The following is a 21963-nucleotide window of genomic DNA, read 5'->3' as shown; positions in this document are numbered from 1 at the left end:
ATCCTGGCCCGTGGAACTGGTGGACGGCGACATCGTCCTCAGGCCGATAAGACTGCGCGACCAGCGGGCCTGGCGCGAGGTCAACCGGCGCAACCGCGACTGGCTGCGGCCCTGGGAGGCGACCATCCCGCCGCCCACGCCCGCCGGTCCGCTCGCGCACCGGCCGACCTACCGCCAGATGGTGCGGCACCTGCGCTCCGAGGCCAACGCGGGCCGGATGATGCCGTTCGTCATCGAGTACCAGGGGCGGCTGGCCGGACAGCTGACGGTGGCCGGGATCACCTGGGGCTCGATGTGCTCCGGGCACGTCGGCTACTGGGTGGACGAGGCGGTGGCGGGCCGGGGGGTGATGCCGACGGCCGTGGCGATGGCGGTGGACCACTGTTTCCGCACCGTCGGACTGCATCGCGTCGAGGTCTGCATTCGCCCCGAGAACGCGCCCAGTCGCCGGGTCGTGGAGAAACTCGGATTCCGGGAGGAGGGCCTCAGGCCGCGTTATCTCCACATCGACGGAGCATGGCGCGACCACCTCGTCTTCGCGCTCACCGCGGAAGAGGTCCCCGAGGGCCTGCTGCGACGCTGGCACCGGTCACGGGACCGGAGCCCGCGGAACACCGGTAATTGAATAAACGTTCGAAATTGGCCGGGCTGCGACCGTACCGGAACGGTTAAATGCGCAACCTCGGCAGTCTGTTGATCGCATCGATCACAAGAAAAGTTCGAAATATCAGCCAGATCGTGCGACACACCGGCCCAATTGGCGGATGGCCCCACGCAAACCCCTCTACCGTGTGAGGCGTGAGCAGCAGCGGCCTCATCTACGCAGTCATTGTCGGGGCCTGGGCCGCCTACTTGGTGCCGATGTGGCTCCGTAGGCAGGACGAGCTGAACGAGGCCCGTCCGACGGAACGCTTCAGCACCGCCATCCGGCTCCTGTCCGGACGGGCGGGCATGGAGCGCCGGTACGCCAAGGACCTGCGGTCGCGCTCCGCCGACGAGGCGGGGCCCGACACCGACGACCCGGACGCCGTCACCGACTCGGTGGACGTCCGGGCCTTCGCCGTGTCCAGGACCCGTCGGCACACCCGCCCGGCGGCCGACGGACACGCACCCGGCGCCAGACGCGGACAGGCCGCGGAACCCGGACAGTCCCCCGAACCCGCGCAGGCCCAGCAAGCGGGGCGGTCCTCGGAACCGGGGCGGACCCCGGACGCCGGGCGGTCCGGCGGAGCCGGCGCGGCAGCCGCGCGCGGGCGGGTTCCGCAGGCTCGGCGCGCCCCCGTCTCGCCCAGCGCCGCGGCCCGTGCCCGGCGCAGCAAGGTACTCGCGCGCCGCCGGCGTACGACCGTGCTCCTCTTCCTGGCCTTCACGCTCGGTTCGGTCGTCGCCGCCGTCGGCGGGCTCGCGTTCCTGTGGGCGCCCGGGGTCCCCGCGGTGCTGCTCAGCGCCTACATCGCCTACCTGCGCGCGCAGGAACGCCGCCGGTTCGCCTTCCAGATGGACCGCCGCCAGGCCGAGGCCGCCGCGCAGCGGCTGCGGGACCGCGACCGGCGTCCGCGCCGGCGCACCCCCGCCGACCCCGCCGACACCGTCGGCGACCCCGACGCGGAGGAGCCGGACGAGGGACCCGAGGCGGAGCCCGACTCCGGGCTGTCGGCCCTCGCCGCGGACCGGCGAGCCCTGGTCGAGCAGACCGACCACGCCGAGTGGGTCGACCAGCAGCGCGAACGTCGGCGCCGGCCGCAGGGCGACAGCTGGGACCCGGTGCCGGTCCCCCTGCCGACCTACGTCACCGCACCCGTAGCCCCCCGTGCCACTCCTGACGTGGACCTCGGGTCGCCGGACGCGTGGAGTTCGGCACGCTCCAGCGCCGTCGACCCCCACCGGGAGGACGCGGCGGCCGACCCGGCACCGGACCGCCCCGCCGACCGCGCGGAGCGTCGCGCCGAGGAGCGCGCCGAGGAGCGCCCGGAGGCCCCGGGCCGCAGTGACGTCCGCCGCGCCGCCTCCGCCCGTCGCGCCCGCGAGCGCGGCCGGACACCGCTCTTCGACCAGTACGAGGACGGCGACCGCCCCCGAGCGGCCAACGAGTAGCCCTCGTCGCGGCCCGCCCGCCCGGGTGCCCGGGAAGCGATTTTTGAGCAGGCCGGTCGGGGTGCTAAAGTTTCACTCGTTGCAAGGGCCTGTGGCGCAGTCCGGTAGCGCACCTCGTTCGCATCGAGGGGGCCAGGGGTTCAAATCCCCTCAGGTCCACGCACATTGGCGAAGGTCCCGTTCGATCATCACGATCGAACGGGACCTTCGTCGTTCTCGGAAGGCAAGGCCACCCGCCCGCCGCCGTGCCATCGCCGCGGCGGCGGCCGGGTGGCCCGTGTCTACGGGACCTGGAGCGCCTTCGCGTAGCAGAGGCTCTCCTCGTGGAACCGGTAGTAGCCGAACTTCTCGCACGGCTCGTAGCCGCTGGACGTGTACAGGGCCACGGCCTCCGGCTGCTTGGTGCCGGTCTCCAGCACCATGCGCCTCCGGCCGGCCGCACGGGCGTCCTCCTCCAGGGCCGCCAGGATGCGGCGGGCCAGCCCCCGGCCACGCATCTGCTCGATGACGAACATCCGCTTGAGCTCGGCGTCCCCGTCGAGGTTCCCCTCGTCGTTGGCGTCCTGGCTGCGCCAGCCGCCGGAGGCGACCGGGACGTCGTTCTCGTCGTACGCGATCAGGTACAGGCCGCTCGGCGGCGCGAAGTCCGACGCGGCCAGCTCCGTGGCGTCACCGCCGTCGCCGTAGCGGACGTCGTACTCCGCCTGGACCTCGTCGTTGAGCTTCACGGCGTCGGGGTGGTCGAAGGGGACCCGGCGAATGTTCATGCTACCTACCGTATATCGATGCGGGATCCGGGATCGGGGCACCGTCCAGTGTGCCGGTATCGTGCCCTGGTGCTCACCGTGACCTCCGTGAATGTGAACGGTCTGCGCGCCGCCGCGAAGAAGGGCTTCGTGGAATGGCTCGCGGACACCTCCGCCGACGTGCTGTGCCTCCAGGAGGTGCGGGCCGAGCCCCAGCAGCTGCCCGAACACGTCCGCACCCCCGACGGCTGGCACGTCACGCACGCCCCCGCCGCCGCCAAGGGCCGCGCCGGCGTCTCCCTCTACACCCGCCGCGAGCCCGACCGCGTCCAGGTCGGCTTCGGGTCGACGGAGTTCGACGCCAGTGGCCGCTACGTCGAGGCCGACCTGCCCGGTGTGACGGTCGCCTCGCTCTACCTTCCCTCCGGCGAGGTCGGCACCGAGCGCCAGGACGAGAAGGTCCGCTTCATGGGCGAGTTCCTCGGCTACCTCAAGGAACTGCGCGAGCGGGCCGCCGCCGACGGCCGCGAAGTCGTCGTCTGCGGCGACTGGAACATCGCCCACCGCGAGGCCGACCTCAAGAACTGGCGCGCCAACAAGAAGAACTCCGGGTTCCTGCCGGAGGAGCGGGAGTGGCTGAGCAGGGTCCTCGACCCGGCCGAGGGCGGCTACGTCGATGTCGTGCGGGCCCTGCACCCCGACGTGGAGGGGCCGTACTCGTGGTGGTCCTACCGGGGGCGGGCTTTTGACAACGACAGTGGATGGAGGATCGACTACCAGCTGTCGACCCCGGGGCTGGCGGCCAAGGCCGTCAAGGGGTACGTCGAGCGGGCCGCCACGCACGCCGAGCGGTGGTCGGACCACGCGCCCGTGACGGTCGTCTACGACCGTTAGCCCTCGGGCAGCTGTTCCTCTCCGGCTTTCTTCCGTATCCGCCGGTCCATCGCCAGCGACAGTTCCGCCTCCACCACGCTGCGGGCCAGCGGGCGCAGGCGGTGGAGGTCCCCTTCGGGGGCGTGGCGGAGGATCAGGTCGGCGAAGAGGTCGGCGAGGGCGTCGGCGTGTTCGCGGACGCGGGCGCCGGCCTGGAGGACCTCACCGAGGGGGATGCCCTCGCGGACCAGTGCGGAGGAGACCTCCAGCAGGCGGTGGCTGATGTGGACGATCTCGTCGCCGTCGGTGCCGACGTAGCCGAGGTCCATGGCGGCGGCCAGGTTCTCGGGGGTGACCTGGCCCTCGAAGCGGGCGGCGAGTTCCTCGGGGGTGAGGCGGACCGGGGTCTCCTCGGTGGGCTCGCCGTAGCCGAGCAGGTCGCCGACGTCGCGGCCGTGGTCGAAGGCGTCGGCGAGTTCCGCGATGCCGCTGAGGGTGTGGCCGCGCTCCAGGAGGGCGGCGATGGTGCGCAGGCGGGCCAGGTGGTGGTCGTCGTACCAGGCGATGCGGCCCTCGCGGCGGGGCGGCGGGATCAGTTTGCGTTCGCGGTAGAAGCGCAGGGTGCGCACCGTGATGCCGGCCAGCCGGGCCAGTTCCTCCATGCGGTATTCGCGCTTCTCGGTCACGTCGTCGACCCTACGGCGTACCGCCGGTAACTTTCCTGGCTCGACCCCTACCCATGAGTACGGTGCTGCTCTACTCTCCCCATTGCGCCAGTGTTCACTGGCAGAGTTCTAGGCGATGCGTGGAGGCTTCGGGATGGCCGAGCACGAGCAGGTTCAAGAACACGTGCGGGTGGCGGTGATCGGGTCCGGCTTCGGCGGGCTGGGGGCCGCCGTGCGGCTGCGGCGCGAGGGGATCACCGACTTCGTCGTCCTGGAGCGGGCGGGGAGCGTCGGCGGGACCTGGCGCGACAACAGTTACCCCGGGTGCGCCTGTGACGTGCCGTCCCACCTCTACTCGTTCTCCTTCGCGCCCAACCCCGACTGGCCCCGTACCTTCTCCGGCCAGGAGCACATCCGCGCCTACCTGGAGCACGTGACCGACACCTTCGGGCTGCGCCCCCACATCCGCTTCGACTCGGAGGTGAAGCGGATGGCGTGGGACGGCGAGCAACTGCGGTGGGAGATCGAGACGGCGAGCGGAAACCTCACCGCCGATGTCGTCGTGTCCGCGAGCGGGCCGCTGTCCGACCCGAAGGTGCCGGACATCCCGGGGCTGGACTCCTTCCCCGGCAAGGTCTTCCACTCCGCCCGCTGGGACCACGAGTACGACCTCACCGGCAAGCGCGTCGCCATGATCGGCACCGGCGCCTCCGCGATCCAGATCGTGCCGTCCATCCAGCCGAAGGCCGGGCACCTCACCCTCTTCCAGCGCACCCCGGCCTGGGTGATGCCCCGCATGGACCGGGCGATCAGCGGCGCCGAGCGCGCCCTGCACCGGGCGCTGCCCGTCACCACCAAGCTGCGGCGCGGGCTGCTGTGGGGCATCCGCGAGCTTCAGGTGCAGGCCTTCACCAAGCACCCGAACGAGCTGGGCTTCGTCGAGCAGATCGCCAAGCGCAACATGGCCTCCGCCATCAAGGACCCGGCCCTGCGCGCCAAGCTCACCCCCGACTATCGGATCGGCTGCAAGCGCATCCTGCTGTCGAGCACGTACTATCCGGCGCTCGCCCAGCCGAACGTGGACGTCGTCGCCAGCGGGCTGAGCGAGGTGCGCGGCTCCACCCTCGTCGCCGCCGACGGCACCGAGACCGAGGCCGACGTGATCATCTTCGGCACCGGCTTCCACGTCACCGACATGCCGATCGCCGAGCGGGTCGTGGGCGCGGACGGGCGGACCCTCGCCGAGACCTGGAAGGGCGGCATGGAGGCCCTGCGCGGCGCCTCGGCGGCCGGCTTCCCCAACTGGATGACGATCATCGGGCCCAACACCGGCCTGGGAAATTCGTCGATGATCCTGATGATCGAGTCGCAGCTCAACTACATGGCGGACTACCTGCGCCAGCTGAACGTGCTCGGCGGCCGGGTCGCCCTCGACGCCCGCCCCGCAGCCGTGCGCAGCTGGAACCACCGGGTGCAGGAGCGCATGAAGCGCACGGTGTGGAACACCGGCGGCTGCACCAGCTGGTACCTGGACGCGAGCGGCCGCAACACCACGGTGTGGCCCGGCACCACCGCCGAGTTCCGGCGGGCGACCCGGCGCGTGGACCTGGCGGAGTACGAGGTCCTGCGCCCGGCCGCCGCCGGGGCGGTCACCGGCTCGGACGCGGACGCGAACGCCGAGGTGAGCGCGTGAGCCGCCTGATGCACGTCGCCGCCGGGCCGTACGCCCCGCCCGTCCCCGCCCGCGAGCTGACCGTCACCTCCGCGGACGGCGCCCGCATACACGTCGAGGTGCACGGCCCCGAGGAGGCGCCCGCGGTGGTCCTCGCCCACGGCTGGTGCTGCTCGACCGCCTTCTGGGCGGCGCAGGTCCGCGCGCTGGCCGCCGACCACCGGGTCATCGCCTACGACCAGCGCGGCCACGGCCGCAGCCCGGTCAACCCTGCCTGCGGCACCGAGCCCCTCGCCGACGACCTCGAAGCCGTCCTCGCGGCCACGCTCGCGCCGGGCGAACGGGCCGTGATCGCCGGGCACTCCATGGGCGGCATGACGGTGATGGCCGCCGCGTCCCGGCCCGGCGTGCGCGAACACGCCGCGGCGGTCCTGCTGTGCAGCACCGGCAGTTCGCGGCTGGTGGAGTCCGCGACCGTGCTGCCGTTCGGGGAGGGCCGGCTGCGGACCTGGCTGACCCGGCGGGTCCTCGGCTCCCGGGCGCCGCTCGGGCCGGTCACGCCGCTCGCGCGCAGGATCCTCAAGTACGGGACGATGGGCCCGGGTTCGGCGCCGGACATGGTCGAGGCGTGCGCCCGTATCGTGCACGCGTGCCCGAGCCGGGTGCGGCACGCCTGGTCCGAGGTGCTGGACGCGCTCGACCTCGACCACGGGGTGCGGGAGTTGAGGATGCCGGTGGAGATAGTGGTCGGCACCGCCGACCGGCTGACCCCGCCCGTGCACGCCCGCTCGCTGGCCGCCGCGCTGCCGAACTGCGTGGGCCTGACGGAACTTCCGGGCCTCGGCCACATGACGCCGGTCGAGGCGCCCGATCTGGTCACCGGCAAGATACGCGCCCTGGCCGCCGCCCACATATCCACCGACCGCACCGAACCCGCCGTACACGCCGAGGAGATCGCATGAGCAGGGTGAGCCTGGAAGGGCGCGTCGCCGTCGTCACCGGAGCCGCGCGGGGCGTCGGGGAGCTGCTGGCCCGCAAGCTGTCCGCCCGCGGGGTGAAGGTCGCCCTGGTCGGTCTGGAGCCGGACGCGCTCAAGCAGGTCTCCGCCCGGCTGCACAGCGAGAGCGACCACTGGCATGCCGACGTCACCGACCACGAGGCGATGGCGGAGGTGGCGGCGCAGGTCAAGGAGCGGTTCGGCCGGGTCGACATCGTCGTCGCCAACGCGGGTGTCGCCACCGGCGGTCCCTTCGTCGAGTCCGACCCGGAGTCCTGGCGCCGGGTGATCGAGGTCAACCTGATCGGGTCGGCGGTGACGGCCCGCGCCTTCCTGCCCGCGCTGCTGGAGAGCCGCGGCTACCTGCTCCAGATCGCGTCCCTCGCCGCCATCACGCCCGCGCCGATGATGTCGGCCTACTGCGCCTCCAAGTCCGGTGTGGAGGCGTACGCGCACAGTCTGCGCGGCGAGGTCGGCCACCGGGGTGTGAAGGTCGGCGTCGGCTACCTGTCGTGGACCGACACGGACATGGTGCGCGGCGCCGACCAGGACGACGTGATGCGCGAGCTGCGGCAGCGGCTGCCCTGGCCGTCGAACAAGACCTACCCGCTGGGTCCGGCGGTGGACCGGCTCGTGGAGGGCATCGAGCGCCGCTCGGCGCACGTCTACGGGCAGTGGTGGCTGCGCGGCATGCAGGGCGTGCGCGGTTACCTGCCGGCCCTCATCGGCACCGTCGGGCAGCGCGAGATGCGGCGCTTCGGGGACCGGCTGGACGGGGTGCGCGTCGGCCTGGTCGGCGCGGGCGGAGCCGCCGACGAACAGCGGCGATCGGGGTCGGCTACGGTCCGTGATTGATCGACATGCGCACGGTCACCGCCCGTGTGAATCTGATCGAGCGCCCGGCCGATCCGGTCGGGCCCGATCACCACAGGAGTGAACCCACATGGGTATCAAGGACCAGTTCCAGGACAAGGCCGAGCGCATGCAGCAGCAGGGCAAGCAGCGTGCCGACCAGGCCAGGGAGCAGATGCCGAACCGCGACGACCGCGACCGCGACCGCCGCCGCGACGAGGACGAGATGGACCCCTCCTCGCGCCGCCGCCGCGACGAGGACGAGCGCTTCGAGAGCAGCTACGACGCCTGACGCGCTGCCGCTGAGCTGAAGGGGCGCCCCCCTGCCGGGAGGGCGCCCCTTTCGCGTGGGCTCGCGGTGCCTCAGGTCCTGGGCGGCAGCGGCGGACGGGACCGGTCGGGCACCGCGTCGTAACCGGGGGGCGTCGCGGGCGGGTTGGTCTCCAGCAGCTCCAGCGCCAGCCGGACCGCCTCGTCCAGCACCGGGTAGCGGCCCTCGGCCCAGTCCAGCGGGGTGCGCAGCGCCTCGACGTCGGGGGTGACGCCGTAGTTCTCCACGGACCAGCCGTAGGCGTCGAACCAGGCCGCGTTCATCGGCACGGTGATCACCGTGCCGTCGCCGAGGCGGTGCCGGCCGGTCATGCCGACCACGCCGCCCCAGGTGCGCTGCCCGACCACCGGGCCGAGCCGCAGCAGTTTGAACGCGGCCGTGATCATGTCGCCGTCGGAGGACGTCGCCTCGTCCGCGACCGCCACGACCGGCCCGCGCGGGGCGTTGGAGGTGTACGACACCGGCTGGGCGTCGCGCGTCAGGTCCCAGCCCAGGATGGTGCGGGTCAGCTTCTCGATGACCAGCTCGCTGATGTGCCCGCCCGCGTTGCCGCGCACGTCCACGATCAGCGCGGGCCGGGACACCTCCATGCGCAGGTCCCGGTTGAACTGCGCCCAGCCGGAGCCGCCCATGTCGGGGATGTGCAGGTAGCCGCAGCGCCCGCCGCTCAACTCCCGCACCACCTCGCGCCGTTTGGCCACCCAGTCCTGGTAGCGCAGGGGGCGCTCGTCGATCAGCGGCACGACGGCGACCCGGCGGGACGGTCCCGGGGCGTCGACCGAGGGCGCGAAGGTCAGCTCCACCGTCGTACCGCCCGCGCCCGCCAGCAGCGGGTACGGTCCCGTCACCGGGTCCACCGGCCGGCCGTCCACGTGGGTCAGCACCGCCCCCTCGCGGATCCCGGTGCCGGCCAGCGGGGAGCGGGCCCTGGAGTCGGAGGAGTCGCCGGGCAGGATGCGCTTGACCACCCAGTGGCCGTCCCGGCACACGAAGTTGGCGCCGAGCAGGCCCTGCCAGCGCTGGTAGTGCGCCGGGCCCTCGTTGCGGCGGGCGGCGGCGACGTAGGCGTGCGAGGTGCCGAGTTCGCCGAGCACCTCGCGCAGCAGGTCGGCGAACTCGTCGGGCGAGGCGACCCGTTCGACCAGCGGGCGGTACTGGTCCAGCACCGCGTCCCAGTCGATGCCGCACATGCCGGGGTCCCAGAAGTAGGCGCGGATCAGCCTGCCGGCCTCGTCGTACGCCTGGCGCCACTCGGCGGCCGGGTCGACCTCGTGCAGGATGCGGCGCAGGTCGATCCAGGTGGTCGAGTCGCTGTCGCCGGCCTCGGTGGCGGGTACGGCGCGCAGGTCGCCCTCGTCGAGCACGACCAGGCGGCTGCCGTCGCCGCTGACCCGGAACCAGTCCAGGTGGTCGACGAGTTCGGACTTCCTCGCCTTGGCGAGGTTGAAGTGCTCCAGGGTGGGCCGCTCGCTCGGGTCGGCCGGGTTGGCGAAGGTCTCGCCGAGCGCGCCCGAGATCGGCCAGCGCAGCCAGACCAGTCCGCCGCCCGCGACCGGGCACAGCGCCGAGTACTTGGAGGCGGTGACCGGGAACGGGGTCACCCGGGACTCCAGCCCCTCGATCTCGACGGTCACCGCGCCGCCCTCACCGGATTCGTCGTCCAGCGGGTCCAGACCGCCGGCGGCGGGACGGCCCTCCGGGTTCAGCGCGAAGGGGGAGGGGGTCGCGGAGGACAGCGGTACGAGGTAGGGGCGGCAGCCCAGCGGGAAGGACAGGTCGCCGGTGTGCACGTCGTAGACCGGGTCGAAGCCGCGCCAGGACAGGAAGGCGAGGTAGCGGCCGTCCCGGGTGAAGACCGGGTTCTCGTCCTCGAAGCGTCCGTCGGTGACGTCGACGACGAGCGGGCCCTCCTGGCCGTTCTTCCCGTCGATGCGGGCCATCTTGATCTGCCGCAGGGAACGTCCGATGCCCGGGTGGGACCAGGTGAGCCAGCTGCCGTCCGGGGAGAAGGCGAGGTCGCGGACGGGGCCGTTGACGGAGCGGATCAGCTCCATCGCCTCACCGGTCCGGCCGACGGGTGCCTCGGCCTCCGTGCCCTTCGTTCCCTCCGTCTGCTCCGTCTGCTCCGCGCCCGCGAGCGCCTCGGCGACCTCCGCGTCCTCGTCCGGCACGTCGAGGAGCAGCAGCCGGCCGTCGTGCGAGGCGATGGCCAGCCGCTCGCCCGCCGGGTCGGAGACCAGCTCCAGCACCCGGCCCAGTTTCCCGGAGGCCAGCCGCCGAAGGGCACGGGCGCCGGTCGCCCGGGGCAGGTGGCCGATCTCCACGGCGTCCTCGCCCTCCGCGTCCGTCACGTAGGCGATCCGCCCGCTCGCCCCGAGCATCTCCGGCAGCCGGACCCGTACTCCGGGTGCGTCGGCGAGGGTGCGGGCGGGGCCGTCGCGGTGGGTGAGCCAGTACAGGCTGCCGCGTACGACGACGGCGCTCGCCCGGCCCGTCTCGTCGACGGAGATGCCGCCGACGTGCTGGGCGGCCGGCACCTGGTACGTACGCCGTCCCGCGCGCGGCCCGCTCAGCCTGACGTCGAGCCGGCGCGGTGCGGAGCCCGGCGACAGGTCCTCGACGATCCACAGGTCGCCCGCGCACTGGTACACCACCCGGGTGCCGTCGCTCGCCGCGTGCCGGGCGTAGCAGGCGTCGTGGTCGGTGTGGCGGCGCAGGTCGGAGCCGTCGTGGGCGCAGGAGTAGAGGTTGCCGACGCCCTCGTGGTCGGAGAGGAAGGCGATCCGGCCGCCGACGAACATGGGGGAGTGCAGGTGGCCCTGGAGGTCGGGCAGCAGCCGCTCGCCGTGCAGCCAGAGCCGGCCCGTGGCGCCGCCCCGGTAGCGCTTCCAGGAGGCGGGTTCGTGGGGCGGGGTGCCGGTGAGGAGGAGGGTCTTGCGCTCGCCGTCGAGGTCGGCGGCCTGGATGTCGGTGACCGGCCCCCAGGGGAGCTTGCGGCCGGGGTCGCCGTCGGGGGTGATCTTGTAGGCCCAGGTGAGGTGGGAGAAGGGCTCGCCGTGCGAGGCGACGGCGAGGACGGCGGTGGTGCCGTCGGGGTCGGGTGGCGACCAGCCGCACACCCGGGTGTCGAGCCCGCCCCAGTGGGTGAGCCGCCACCCCGGACCGCCGTCCACCGACACGAGGTGGACCTCCGGCACCAGGCTCCGCCAGCTGGTGTACGCGATCTGGCGGCCGTCGGGGGAGAAGCGGGGGTGGCCGGTCTTGGCGCGGTCGACGGTGAGCCGCCAGGCGCGGCCGGGGCCGTCGAGGGGCGCGAGCCAGAGGTCGTCCTCGGCCACGAAGCACAGCTGGTCGCCGCTGAGGTGCGGAAGGCGCAGATAACTCACCCACCCCATGCTTTGCCGGTGACCGTGGCCCGGCAACTTATGGGTAACCGACAACCGTGACCCACACCACGAACGAAACCGTTTCGTTTCGCTAGGGGTGGGGGTACATTGGGCGTGTACGAAACGGTGTCGTTCCCGAGCGGAGCGACCGGAGAAGGAGAGGAGTGAGCGAGATGACCGAGGCCACCACCGCGCGTCGCAGCCGGATCACTCCCGAGCGCGAGGCCGAGCTGTACGAGGCCGTGCTCGACCTGCTCCGGGAAGTCGGCTACGACGCCCTCACCATGGACGCCGTGGCCGCCCGCACCCGGTCCAGCAAGGCGACGCTCTACCGCCAGTGGGGCGGCAAGCCCGAGCTGGTCGTCAAGGCCATCCGGCACAACAAGCCCGGCGAGATCGGCGACGTCGACACCGGGTCGCTCCGCGGCGACCTGCACGCCCTGCTGGCCCGCGAGGACGACTGCACCATGGAACAGAACTCCGCGCTGATGCGGGGTGTGGCCATGGCGCTCCATCAGAACCCGGACCTGCGCCAGGCGTTCCGGGACCAGCTCATCGACCCGGAGATGGCGGAGTTCCGCCGGGTGCTGCAACGCGCCGTCGACCGGGGCGAGATCAGAGCCGACTGTCCGGCGCTGGACTTCCTCGTCCACATGATGGTCGGCGGTTTCGCCACCCGCACGCTGCTCGACGACCAGCCGCCCACGCGGGCGTTCCTCGTCTCCTACATCGACGCCGTGATCCTCCCCGCCCTCGGCGTCTCCACCACCCCCTGACACGTCCCTGCAGCTGAGCCCCACCTGACGTCACCGCTCACGTCGTCGTCGGGCTGATCACCCCTGCCCTGAAGACCCCACGACCTGACCGGGAGTACGCCCCCGTGGCCACGTTCCTCTACAAACTCGGCCGGCTCGCCTTCCGCCGACGGCACTTCGTCGCCCTCATATGGGTGGCCCTGCTGACGCTCGCCGGCGTCGGCGCCGCCAGTGCCCCGCCCGCCGGCACCACCTCCTTCTCCATCCCCGGCACCGAGGCCCAGAAGGCCTTCGACCTGCTGGAGGAACGCTTTCCCGGCGCCGCCGCCGACGGGGCGACCGCACGCGTCGTCTTCAAGGCGCCGGACGGCGAGAAGATGACGGACCCCGACAACAAGGCGGCCGTCGAGAAGACCGTCGCCGACCTGGCCGACGGCTCCGAGGTCGCCTCGGTCGCCGACCCGTACACGGGCAACGCGGTCAGCAAGGACGGCACGATCGCCTACGCCTCGGTGAAGTACGACGTCTCCGGCATGGAGCTGGAGGACTCCACCAAGGACGCCCTGGAGGACGCCGCCCAGCAGGCGCGCGACGCCGGGCTGACCGTGGAGATCGGCGGTGACGCGCTCCAGGCCGTCCCGCACACCGGCACCACGGAGATCATCGGCATCGCGGTCGCCGCCGTGGTCCTCGTCATCACCTTCGGCTCGCTGGTCGCGGCCGGACTGCCGCTCCTGACCGCCCTGATCGGCGTCGGCATCGGCGTCTCATCGATCACGGCACTGGCCAGCGCGCTGGAACTCGGCTCCACCACCTCCATCCTGGCGATGATGATCGGCCTCGCGGTCGGCATCGACTACGCCCTGTTCATCGTCTCCCGCTACCGCGCGGAACTCGCCGAGGGCCGGGAGCGCGAGGAGGCCGCGGGACGGGCGGTCGGCACCGCGGGCTCGGCGGTCGTCTTCGCCGGCCTCACGGTCGTCATCGCCCTGGTCGGCCTCGCGGTCGTCAACATCCCGATGCTCACCAAGATGGGCGTCGCGGCCGCCGGCACCGTCGCCATCGCCGTCGTGATCGCCCTGACGATGGTCCCCGCGCTGCTCGGCTACGCCGGCCGCCGGGTCAAGCCGGCCGGCGCGAAGGGCAAGCTCCTGGGCCGCGGCCGCAAGAGCGCCGACCGGGCCGCGGAGAAGACCGGGGGCGCTCAGCCCAAGGCCAACCTCGGCACCCGCTGGGCGCGCTTCGTCGTCCGCCGTCCGCTCGCCGTGCTCCTGCTGGGCGTCATCGGACTCGGCGCGGCGGCCGTCCCCGCGGCCTCCCTCGAACTGGGCCTGCCCGACGACGGCTCCCAGCCGACGTCCACCACCCAGCGCCGCGCCTACGACCTGCTCTCGGAGGGCTTCGGCCCCGGCTTCAACGGCCCGCTGATGGTCGTGGTGGACGCCAAGGGCAGCGACGCGCCGCAGCAGGTGTTCACCGACGTCTCCGACGAGATCAAGGGCCTCGACGACGTCGTGGCGGTCACCCCGCCCCAGCCCAACAAGGGCGGCGACACCGCGACGATCACCGTCGTCCCGGACTCCAAGCCGTCCTCCGTGCAGACCGAGGACCTGGTGCACGCCATCCGCGACGCGGGCGCCGGCATCGAGGCGGACACCGGCGCGGAGACCCTGGTCACCGGCTCGACGGCGATGAACATCGACGTCAGCCAGAAGCTCAACGACGCGCTGCTGCCCTACCTGGTCCTGGTCGTCGGCCTGGCCTTCCTCCTGCTGATCGTGGTCTTCCGCTCGATCCTGGTCCCGCTGAAGGCGGCCCTCGGCTTCCTGCTCTCCGTCATGGCGGCGCTCGGCGCGGTCGTCGCGGTCTTCCAGTGGGGCTGGCTGTCCGGCCTGATGGGCGTCGAGGAGACCGGCCCGGTCATGTCGATGATGCCGATCTTCATGGTCGGCGTGGTCTTCGGCCTGGCGATGGACTACGAGGTCTTCCTGGTCACCCGCATGCGGGAGGCCTACGTCCACGGCGAGCAGCCCGACCAGGCCGTCGTCACCGGCTTCAAGCACGGCGCCCGGGTCGTCACGGCCGCGGCGGTCATCATGATGGCGGTCTTCGCCGGCTTCATCGGCTCCAGCGAGTCGATGATCAAGATGATCGGCTTCGGCCTCGCGATCGCCGTCTTCTTCGACGCGTTCGTCGTCCGCATGGCCATCGTCCCGGCGGTCCTCGCCCTGCTCGGCAAGAAGGCCTGGTGGCTGCCGAAGTGGCTGGACCGCGCGCTGCCCAACGTGGACGTCGAGGGCGAGGGCCTGCGCGACCTCGGCGACGACGACAAGGACGAGGACCGGGCGCTGGTACGCACCTGACCCGCCACCTCTGACAGGAGGACACAGACCAGCCGGTGAGGGCTCCGTGGGGACGGGGCCGCCCTCACCGGCTTCCTGTCGTCCGGACGTCGCGCGCGGCCCGTAACCCGGTCGCCCGCGGGCCGCACGTGCCGCTACGGTGCCGACCATGACGACCACCGACGACACCTCCGGAGCCTTCGCCGCCCACCCCCGTTTCGCCGCGGCCCTGCGCGAACTCGGCCTCGGGGACCTCATCGCCGAGGTGCGGCGCTTCCCGGAGGCCACCCGTACCGCCGCCGAGGCCGCCGCCGCGATCGGGTGCGAGCTGAGCCAGATCTGCAAGTCGCTGATCTTCGCCGCCGACGGCGTACCCGTGCTGGTCCTCATGGACGGCGCCTCCCGCGTCGACGTCGAGCGGGTCCGCGAGGAACTGGGCGCGCGGAAGGTGACGCGGGCCAAGGCCGACGTCGTACGGGAGACGACCGGATACGCCATCGGGGGCGTGCCGCCCTTCGGGCACCGGGAGCGGACCCGGGTGCTCGCCGACCGTTCCCTGCTCGCCCACGAGGTCGTCTGGGCCGCCGCGGGCACCCCGTACGCCGTCTTCCCGATGGAGCCCAAGGACCTCGTCGCCACCGCCGGCGCCACCCTCGTGGACGTGCGCGAGCGCTCCGCGTGACCCCGCTGGTCACCGGCGCCGTCCTGCTCGCCGCCGTGACGCACGCCGCCTGGAACGCCATCGCCCACCGGATCACCGACAAGCTGACCGGCTTCGCGCTGATCTCGGGCGGCGGCATGATCGTCGGGCTCGTCCTGCTGCCGTTCACGGCGTTCCCCGCGGCCGGCGCGTGGCCGTACCTCCTCGCCTCCGCCGCGATCCACATCGCGTACTACGCGCTGCTGATGCGGTCCTTCCGGCTGGGCGACTTCGGGCAGGCGTACCCCATCGCGCGCGGCAGCGCGCCGCTGCTGGTGACCGTCCTCGCCGCCGTCTTCGCCCACGAGGTGCCCGACGGCTGGGCCGCCACCGGCGTCCTGCTGTCCTGCGCGGGCCTGACCGGCGTCGCCCTGTGGGGACTGCGCGGGCGCCGGCCCGACTGGGCGGCGATCGGCGCGGCCCTGGCGACCGGCGTGACCATCGCCGCGTACACGGTCGTCGACGGGCTCGGCGTACGCGCCTCGGGCTCCTCCCTCGGGTACATCGCCTGGCTGATGGCCGTGCAGGGGACGGTCCTGCCCGCGTACTTCCTCTACCGCCACCGCGCCGGGGCGTGGACGCTGCTGCGCCCGCACGCCCGGCTCGGGCTGCTCGGCGCGGTGCTGTCCGTCGCCGCGTACGCGCTGGTCCTGTGGGCGCAGACCCGCGCCGAACTCGCCCCGATCGCCGCCCTGCGCGAGTCCTCGATCCTGGTCGGCGCGGCGATCGGCGCCCTCTTCTTCAAGGAGCGGTTCGGCGCGCCCCGGCTCGCGGCGGCGGGCCTCCTCGTCGTCGGCATCGGGCTGATGCTGCACACGGGTTGAACCGGACCGGCGGGATGATGCGTACGGCGCCCGCGAGGAGCACCCTGGAAGGAGGTGTTCCGGAGGTGATCGTCATGATGCACACCGCAGTGGGATGGCATGTCGAGCTGGAGTTCATGGAGGACGACCAGCACACGCGGGCGGTCGCGATGGTGCGGCTCCCCGACGGCACCGAGGTCCGCGCGCACGGCCACGCCAGCCGCCACCGCGTGGACCCCCAGCAGCCGAGGGTCGGCGAAGAGGTCGCCGGCGCACGCGCGTTGAACGAGCTGGCGATGCAACTGCTCACCAAGGCGCACGACGAGATCGACGCGGCGTCCGGGAGGACGTCCCACCCGATCCACGTGTGAACCGGGGCGGGTCCGTCAGCCGTCCGCGCCGAGCGACGTCCGCACCGCCCGCACCAGCGCCTGCGCCCGCGGGTCGGCGGTCACGGTCTTGCGGAAGCCGTTGGTGACGTAGCCGAAGGCGACACCGGCCTCCGGGTCGGCGAAGCCGAGCGCGCCGCCGCGGCCCGGGTGGCCGAAGGAACCCGGCGACAGGAACGGCGACGCGCTGCCGTGCAGCATGTAGCCGAGGCCGAAGCGGGTGCCGACGACCAGGACCCGGTCGGGGCCGGACGACTCCTCGGCGCGGGCCCGCCGCGTCGTCGCCGGGTCGAAGAGCCGCGGGTGCCGGGTCACGCCGTCGACCCCGCCGATCAGCGCCGCGTAGAAGCGGGCCAGCCCGTCCGCCGTCGCGATGCCGTTGGTCGCCGGGAGGGCCGCCGCGCGGTACGCGGGGTCGTTCTGGTCGGGGAACGGCGTGATCGCGGCGAAGGCGCGGCGGGTGAGGGAGTCCGGGTCCGCGTAGGCCTCGGTGACGGCGCGCTTGGGACGCAGGCGCGGCCCGCTGCCCGACGGCTCGGGGTCCTGGAGGCGCCCGACCCTTCCGGTCCGGCCCGCTGCCTCCTCCTCGGCCGGCAGCCCGAGCCAGAGGTCCAGGCCGAGCGGGCGGGCGATCTCGTCCGCGATCCACTCACCGGTGCTCCGGCCGCCCGTCACCCTGCGGACCAGCTCGTCCAGGAGCCAGCCGTAGGTGAGCGCGTGGTAGCCGTGGTCGGTGCCCGGCTCCCAGACGGGTGCCTGCGCGGCGACCGCCTCGGGGCCGCGCAGCGGGTCCAGCGCCTCCTGGGGGGTGAGCGGGCGATCGAGGACCGGCAGGCCGGCCTTGTGGTTCAGCACGTGCCGGACCAGCACGCGCTCCTTGCCGTGCGCCTTGAACTCGGGCCAGTACTCGGCCACCGGCGCGTCCAGGTCCAGCTCCCCGCGCTGGTGCAGCAGCAGCGGTACGGCGGCGGCGACGCCCTTCGTGGCCGAGCGGACCACCTGCGCGGTGCCCCGGCGCCACGGTTCGGTGCCGTCGACGTCCCTCGTGCCGCCCCACAGGTCGACGACCTTGCGCCCGTCCCGGTAGACGGCGACCGCCGCGCCCCGGTCCCCGAGCGCGGTGAAGTTCCGTGCGAACGCGTCCCTGACCGGCTCGAACCCCTCGGCCACCGTTCCGTGCACGTCCACGTCCGCGCTCACTTCTCCACCCGTCCCTTCGGATCGCCTGCGACAGTGGGTGCAACCGCCGGCGGCCACCTGCGATTCCTCAGCGCTCGCGCGGGCGCCGGTACCGACGGGCAGACGTGACATGCACCCCAAAAGGCATGAAAGGGAAAATATGGGACATTTGAGTGGGGGCGGAACGCACGGCTTTCGCACAGGTCACAGAGCGCTAGGGGCGATCCGATGTCCGTGGTCGAACAGTACGCACGAGCCCACATCCTGACCGACGCGGACCTCCCGGACTGGGACGACGGCGGAGCGATACCCGTCGTACTGCGCTACGACCCCGACCGCGACCCCCGCTCGGTGTGCGTCGCGCTGCCCGCGCGGGGACGCGCCCCCGCCTCCCGCGAATGGACCTTCTCCCGTGCGCTGCTGGAGCAGGGCCTGCGCGCGCCCGCCGGGACCGGCGACGTGCGGGTGTGGCCGTGCGGGCGGGTCCAGGCGGTCGTCGAGTTCCACTCCCCGCAGGGCTGCTCGGTGGTGCAGTTCGAGACCAAGGCGCTCATGCGGTTCCTGCGCCGCACCTACACGGCGGTGGCCCAGCCGGTGGCCCACTGAGCCACCGGCCGGTGACGCCCGTCAGCCCGCGTTCTTGAGCAGCGCCGCCACGATCGGGCCCGCGCTCTCGCTGCCGTGGCCGCCCTGCTGGACCACGCCCGCAGCGGCCAGGTCGCCCTTGTACGCGGTGAACCAGCCGTTCGGCTTCTCCTGGCCGTCCACCTCCGCCGAGCCGGTCTTCGCCCCGGCGTCACCGCCGACGCCGGCCATCGCCTCCGCAGCGGTACCGGCGGCCGCCGTGTAGGACATCATCTCGCGCAGTTGCGCCAGCGTGGACGCCGACATGGTGCGGGAGGCGGTGGCCAGCTCGCGCCCGTCGACCGACGGGGAGACCAGGTACGGCTGGTGGAAGGAGCCGGACTTCACGGTCGCCGCCACGGACGCCATGTTCAGCGGGTTCATCCGCACCCCGCCCTGACCGATGAGGGAGGCGGCCATCGGGGCGGCGCTCTGCACGGGCACCGAGCCGTCGAAGGTGGGCACGCCGACGGACCAGTTGTTCATGGACAGGCCGAACACTTCCTTGGCCTGCTTGGTCAGGTCGTCGTTCTCCAGCTCCGGGGCCTGGCTGATGAAGGCGGTGTTGCAGGAGCGGGCGAAGCTCGCCTTGAAGGTGCCGTCCTTGATCTCGAACTCGTCGTCGTTCTGGAACTTCCAGCCGCCGTAGCTGAAGTACTTCGGGCACGGGTGCTTCTCGTCCATCGACGCCAGGTTCTTCTCGATCAGCATCGAGGCGGTGACGACCTTCATCGTGGAGCCGGGCGCCAGGGAGCCCTGGAAGGCGGTGTTGAAGCCGTGGCCGCCGTTGGCGACGGCGAGGATCTCCCCGGTGGAGGCGCGCAGCAGCACCACCGACGCCCGCGCCTTGCCGGCCACCTGCTGTTCGGCGGCGGCCTGGAGGGCGGGGTCCAGGGTGGTCTTCACGGTGCCGGGCGTGCCCTCGCTCAGCTCCAGCAGGGTCTTGTCGGAGGCCTTCGCCGCCTTGGACTCCTTGCCGCGGACCACGCGCAGCTCGATGCCGGGGGTGCCGCCGGCCTTCTCGCCGTACTTCTCGCGCAGGCCGTCCAGGACGGTGCCGAGGGAGGGGTACTTCGCGGCGGTGAGCTCCGTGCCGTCCCGGTCCAGCGCCTTGACCGGCGGGTCCCCGGCCTCCCCGGTGACCAGCCTGTCGCCGTCCTTCAGCTCCGGGTGGACGACGGCGGCGTGCCAGTCGACGCGGGGCTCGCCGTCGCCGGCCCGGCGGACGACGGTCAGCGCGCTGTCGTACGCCAGCGGCTTGCTGGTCTCCTCGTGGGCGACGGTGGCCTTCACGGAGAACGGGACCCTCTCCCCGGCCGGGGTGCCCGGGGTGAGCGTGACGTCCTTGACGCGGGCGTCCTTGGTGTAACCGGTCAGCAGGGCCTTCGCGGCCTCGGCGTCGTCGGTGGCGGCGGCGGCGCCGGCCACGTCACCCTTCTGCCACGCGGTGAGGAAGCGTTGGGCCGTCGAGGTGACCTCGGCCGCCGTCAGCGGGCCGGACTTCACCTTCTCCCCGGCCGCGGCGGACGTGGTCCGGTCGGTGTCCCCGCCGCCGGCGCCGTACATCGCGTAGGCGCCGAATCCGGCACCGGCCACGACCACGGCGGCCACACTGCCGATCACGGCGGGTCTCGTCCTGCGCCGCTCGGCGGCGGCCCTTCTGCTGCTCACTGCGTCCCGTTCCTTCGCGCTGCCCGTCGGTGTCCCGGCCGTTGCTGTCGCACTGCCGCGCCTGCAACGACGGTGACCACCCTAGGGCCGGTTCCGGGCCCCCCGTCCGCGCCCGGGGGTACGCACCCTCGCCGTGCGGAAGGCGGAGGACCCGGAACACGCCGAGTCCCCGGCGGAGTCCCGCCGGCCCGGTTCAGCCGCCGGCGCGCAGCACGTCCGCGACGATCGGGCCGGCCGCGTCACCGCCGTGGCCGCCCTGCTGGACCATGGCCGCCGCCGCGACGTCACCGCGGAAGCCGGTGAACCAGCTGTCGGAGGTGGCGTTTCCGTCGACCTCCGCCGATCCGGTCTTCGCGCCGATGTCGCCGCCGAGCCCGGACATGGCCGCGGCGCCGGTGCCCTGGGTGGCGGTGAGCCGCATCATCTGCTTCAGCTGGGCGGCGGTGCTCTGCGGCAGGCCCTTGGCGGTGGCCAGCTGCCGGCCGTCCAGGTCGGGGGAGACCAGGTAGGGCTGGCGGAACTCACCGGTGATCGCGGTCGCCGTCACCGAGGCCATGTTCAGGGGGTTCATCTGGACCTGGCCCTGGCCGATGGCGTTGGCCGCGCGGTCCGGGCCGCCGGACGCGGGGACGCTGCCGTCGAAGGAGACGATGCCGGTCTGCCAGTCGTCGCGGCCCAGCCCGAAGCGCTCCTCGGCCTCCGTCGTCAGCGAGGAGTCGGTGAGCGGTTCCTCGTCGATGAGTTTGATGAAGCCCGTGTTGCAGGAGCGCAGGAAGGTGTTGGCGAGCGTGGCGCCCTCGTCGGGCTCCATGCCGGTGAGGTTCTTGAAGGTCTGGCTCTGCCAGGTCGCCGTGTTCGGGCAGGGCGCCGGGCCGTTCATCGAGGTCACGCCGTTGTCGATGAGCATGGCGGCGGTGATGATCTTCATGGTGGAGCCGGGGGCGACCCGCCCCTGGAACGCCGCGTTGAAGCCGTCCGCCCGGTTGTTCGCCACGGCCAGCACCTCGCCGGTGCTCGGCTCGACCGCGACCACGGAGGACTCGCCGTACCGCTTCACGGCCTTCTCGGCCGCCGCCTGCACGCTCGCGCTGAGCGTCGTCTCCAGCTTGCCCGGCTCGCCCTGGGTCAGGGTCAGCAGCGGGGTGTCGGGGGTGTTCGCGGCCGTGTGCCGGACCACCAGTTCGACGCCGGGGGTGCCGCCCGCCTGGTCGCCGTACTTCTCCCGCAGGGTGGCCAGGACCGGGCCGAGGGAGGGGTACTTCTCCTTGGTCAGCACGGTGCCGTCGCGGCCGACCGCCTGGATCTGCGGGGTCGCCGACTCCTCGGTGACCAGGGTGTCGCCGTCCTTCAGCTCCGGATGGACGACGGACGGCCGCCAGTCGACCAGCGCCCGCCCGGTGGTCTCCCCGCGCACCACCGTCAGCTCGCTCTTGTACGTCAGCGGCTTGCTCGCGCCCTCGTACGACACCTTCGCCTTCACCGTGAACGGCACGCTCGTGCCGGTCGCCGTGCCGGGCGTGATGTCCACGTCGGTGATGTGCGCCGCCTCGCCGTACGCCGTGAGCAGCGTCCCGGCCACCGAGGCGTTGTTCGTGTACGACGCCGCGGTGGCCGCGTCGCCCTTCTCCCAGGCCGTGAAGAACTTCTCGGTCGTCTCCCCGACCTCGTCCTCGCCGGGCGGCCCGCTCTTCTTCGCCGTACCGGCGCTTTCCGAGCCGCCCCCGCCGTCCAGCGCGGACACGATGTTGTAGGCGCCGTATCCGGCCCCGCCCACCATCACGGCGAACACGCCGCCTATGACGGCGGCCTTCACCCCCCTGCCCATCGGCAGTCCCCTCCCCGTCAGACCTTCCGCCCGCCTTCTTGAACGCGTTCAGAAGCAGT

At 72.7% G+C, this 21963-nt stretch carries 19 protein-coding genes and 1 tRNA gene; 14 read left to right on the top strand and 6 right to left on the bottom strand.

Translation table 11 applies throughout. The features are described from left to right. Positions 1-19 precede the first annotated feature (19 nt). The 3 genes from ACLIN4_RS14660 (at position 20) to ACLIN4_RS14650 (ending at position 2253) form a co-directional block, all read left to right on the top strand. Entirely contained in the window at positions 20-625 is a 606-nt protein-coding gene (locus ACLIN4_RS14660) for a GNAT family N-acetyltransferase (protein ID WP_100049761.1), read from the top strand. A gap of 173 nt (positions 626-798) precedes the next feature. Beyond that, positions 799-2094, top strand: coding sequence for a gephyrin-like molybdotransferase receptor GlpR (glpR, locus tag ACLIN4_RS14655; RefSeq protein WP_411575863.1), 1296 nt, complete (start codon positions 799-801; stop codon positions 2092-2094). Between the two features lie 85 nt (positions 2095-2179). Further along, a tRNA-Ala gene (locus tag ACLIN4_RS14650) sits at positions 2180-2253 on the top strand. Between the two features lie 122 nt (positions 2254-2375). On the opposite strand, the gene ACLIN4_RS14645 is transcribed toward ACLIN4_RS14650, so the two are convergent. Then, entirely contained in the window at positions 2376-2861 is a 486-nt protein-coding gene (locus ACLIN4_RS14645; protein ID WP_107478493.1) for a GNAT family N-acetyltransferase, read from the bottom strand. Between the two features lie 69 nt (positions 2862-2930). Between ACLIN4_RS14645 and ACLIN4_RS14640 the strand changes: the two genes are divergently transcribed. Beyond that, positions 2931-3734, top strand: a complete 804-nt coding sequence (locus ACLIN4_RS14640; RefSeq protein WP_382086569.1) for an exodeoxyribonuclease III — start codon at positions 2931-2933, stop codon at positions 3732-3734. Here ACLIN4_RS14640 and ACLIN4_RS14635 read toward each other — a convergent pair. Then, positions 3731-4399, bottom strand: coding sequence for a MerR family transcriptional regulator (locus ACLIN4_RS14635; RefSeq protein ID WP_107478491.1), 669 nt, complete (start codon positions 4397-4399; stop codon positions 3731-3733). The two genes, ACLIN4_RS14640 and ACLIN4_RS14635, sit on opposite strands and share 4 nt — an antisense overlap. 133 nt (positions 4400-4532) lie before the next feature. Here ACLIN4_RS14635 and ACLIN4_RS14630 point away from each other — a divergent pair, with 133 nt between their 5' ends. From ACLIN4_RS14630 to ACLIN4_RS14615, 4 genes are all read left to right on the top strand, one after another. Continuing rightward, positions 4533-6071 (top strand): flavin-containing monooxygenase, encoded by a 1539-nt coding sequence (locus tag ACLIN4_RS14630; protein ID WP_411575862.1) that lies wholly within the window; start codon positions 4533-4535, stop codon positions 6069-6071. Then, positions 6068-7012, top strand: coding sequence for an alpha/beta fold hydrolase (locus ACLIN4_RS14625; RefSeq protein ID WP_289908909.1), 945 nt, complete (start codon positions 6068-6070; stop codon positions 7010-7012). Before ACLIN4_RS14630 ends, ACLIN4_RS14625 begins: the two co-directional genes overlap by 4 nt. After that, complete coding sequence (locus ACLIN4_RS14620) at positions 7009-7902, top strand: SDR family oxidoreductase (RefSeq protein ID WP_107478488.1); 894 nt, start codon at positions 7009-7011, stop codon at positions 7900-7902. Before ACLIN4_RS14625 ends, ACLIN4_RS14620 begins: the two co-directional genes overlap by 4 nt. Positions 7903-7990: 88 nt before the next feature. Further along, positions 7991-8191, top strand: coding sequence for a hypothetical protein (locus ACLIN4_RS14615; protein WP_100045047.1), 201 nt, complete (start codon positions 7991-7993; stop codon positions 8189-8191). A gap of 71 nt (positions 8192-8262) precedes the next feature. Here the strand turns inward: ACLIN4_RS14615 and ACLIN4_RS14610 are convergent, their stop codons facing one another. Continuing rightward, positions 8263-11625: a S41 family peptidase gene (locus tag ACLIN4_RS14610; RefSeq protein ID WP_411575861.1), complete on the bottom strand. Its 3363-nt coding sequence runs from the start codon at positions 11623-11625 to the stop codon at positions 8263-8265. Positions 11626-11789: 164 nt separating this feature from the next. Here ACLIN4_RS14610 and ACLIN4_RS14605 point away from each other — a divergent pair, with 164 nt between their 5' ends. The 5 genes from ACLIN4_RS14605 (at position 11790) to ACLIN4_RS14585 (ending at position 16587) form a co-directional block, all read left to right on the top strand. Next, complete coding sequence (locus ACLIN4_RS14605) at positions 11790-12392, top strand: TetR/AcrR family transcriptional regulator (protein ID WP_107478496.1); 603 nt, start codon at positions 11790-11792, stop codon at positions 12390-12392. 104 nt (positions 12393-12496) lie between these two features. Next, complete coding sequence (locus tag ACLIN4_RS14600; protein WP_289908911.1) at positions 12497-14734, top strand: MMPL family transporter; 2238 nt, start codon at positions 12497-12499, stop codon at positions 14732-14734. Positions 14735-14882: 148 nt separating this feature from the next. Continuing rightward, a complete protein-coding gene (locus tag ACLIN4_RS14595; protein ID WP_289908912.1) occupies positions 14883-15395 on the top strand; it encodes a YbaK/EbsC family protein in 513 nt (170 codons plus the stop codon). Beyond that, the gene (locus ACLIN4_RS14590) at positions 15392-16237 is read left to right on the top strand and encodes a DMT family transporter (protein ID WP_100045052.1); all 846 of its coding nucleotides are present in this window, start codon (positions 15392-15394) and stop codon (positions 16235-16237) included. Before ACLIN4_RS14595 ends, ACLIN4_RS14590 begins: the two co-directional genes overlap by 4 nt. Before the next feature lie 74 nt (positions 16238-16311). Continuing rightward, positions 16312-16587, top strand: a complete 276-nt coding sequence (locus ACLIN4_RS14585; protein ID WP_100045092.1) for a DUF1876 domain-containing protein — start codon at positions 16312-16314, stop codon at positions 16585-16587. A gap of 15 nt (positions 16588-16602) precedes the next feature. Here ACLIN4_RS14585 and ACLIN4_RS14580 read toward each other — a convergent pair whose 3' ends face one another. Further along, positions 16603-17793, bottom strand: a complete 1191-nt coding sequence (locus ACLIN4_RS14580; protein ID WP_382022602.1) for a serine hydrolase domain-containing protein — start codon at positions 17791-17793, stop codon at positions 16603-16605. 219 nt (positions 17794-18012) lie between these two features. Between ACLIN4_RS14580 and ACLIN4_RS14575 the strand changes: the two genes are divergently transcribed. Further along, positions 18013-18390, top strand: a complete 378-nt coding sequence (locus ACLIN4_RS14575) for an SsgA family sporulation/cell division regulator (RefSeq protein WP_107478485.1) — start codon at positions 18013-18015, stop codon at positions 18388-18390. A gap of 21 nt (positions 18391-18411) precedes the next feature. On the opposite strand, the gene ACLIN4_RS14570 is transcribed toward ACLIN4_RS14575, so the two are convergent. Both ACLIN4_RS14570 and ACLIN4_RS14565 read right to left on the bottom strand, forming a co-directional pair. Continuing rightward, positions 18412-20079, bottom strand: a complete 1668-nt coding sequence (locus ACLIN4_RS14570; protein ID WP_257101682.1) for a penicillin-binding transpeptidase domain-containing protein — start codon at positions 20077-20079, stop codon at positions 18412-18414. A gap of 193 nt (positions 20080-20272) precedes the next feature. Then, complete coding sequence (locus ACLIN4_RS14565; protein ID WP_382051723.1) at positions 20273-21904, bottom strand: penicillin-binding transpeptidase domain-containing protein; 1632 nt, start codon at positions 21902-21904, stop codon at positions 20273-20275. Positions 21905-21963: the final 59 nt, after the last annotated feature.

This window comes from Streptomyces mutabilis, from assembly GCF_046628145.1.
Taxonomy (GTDB): Bacteria; Actinomycetota; Actinomycetes; order Streptomycetales; family Streptomycetaceae; genus Streptomyces; species Streptomyces mutabilis.
The sequence above is the reverse complement of the archived record's forward strand: the minus strand, read 5'-3'. Positions and strand labels throughout refer to the sequence as shown.

Excerpts from the sequence above, each read along its gene's own strand:
- ACLIN4_RS14565 (WP_382051723.1), bottom strand. The coding sequence starts at position 21,904 with ATGGGCAGGGGGGTGAAGGCCGCCGTCATAGGCGGCGTGTTCGCCGTG.
- ACLIN4_RS14595 (WP_289908912.1), top strand. The coding sequence starts at position 14,883 with ATGACGACCACCGACGACACCTCCGGAGCCTTCGCCGCCCACCCCCGT.
- ACLIN4_RS14630 (WP_411575862.1), top strand. The coding sequence starts at position 4,533 with ATGGCCGAGCACGAGCAGGTTCAAGAACACGTGCGGGTGGCGGTGATC.
- ACLIN4_RS14610 (WP_411575861.1), bottom strand. The coding sequence starts at position 11,625 with ATGGGGTGGGTGAGTTATCTGCGCCTTCCGCACCTCAGCGGCGACCAG.
- ACLIN4_RS14645 (WP_107478493.1), bottom strand. The coding sequence starts at position 2,861 with ATGAACATTCGCCGGGTCCCCTTCGACCACCCCGACGCCGTGAAGCTC.
- ACLIN4_RS14585 (WP_100045092.1), top strand. The coding sequence starts at position 16,312 with ATGATGCACACCGCAGTGGGATGGCATGTCGAGCTGGAGTTCATGGAG.
- ACLIN4_RS14575 (WP_107478485.1), top strand. The coding sequence starts at position 18,013 with ATGTCCGTGGTCGAACAGTACGCACGAGCCCACATCCTGACCGACGCG.
- ACLIN4_RS14605 (WP_107478496.1), top strand. The coding sequence starts at position 11,790 with ATGACCGAGGCCACCACCGCGCGTCGCAGCCGGATCACTCCCGAGCGC.
- ACLIN4_RS14620 (WP_107478488.1), top strand. The coding sequence starts at position 7,009 with ATGAGCAGGGTGAGCCTGGAAGGGCGCGTCGCCGTCGTCACCGGAGCC.
- ACLIN4_RS14615 (WP_100045047.1), top strand. The coding sequence starts at position 7,991 with ATGGGTATCAAGGACCAGTTCCAGGACAAGGCCGAGCGCATGCAGCAG.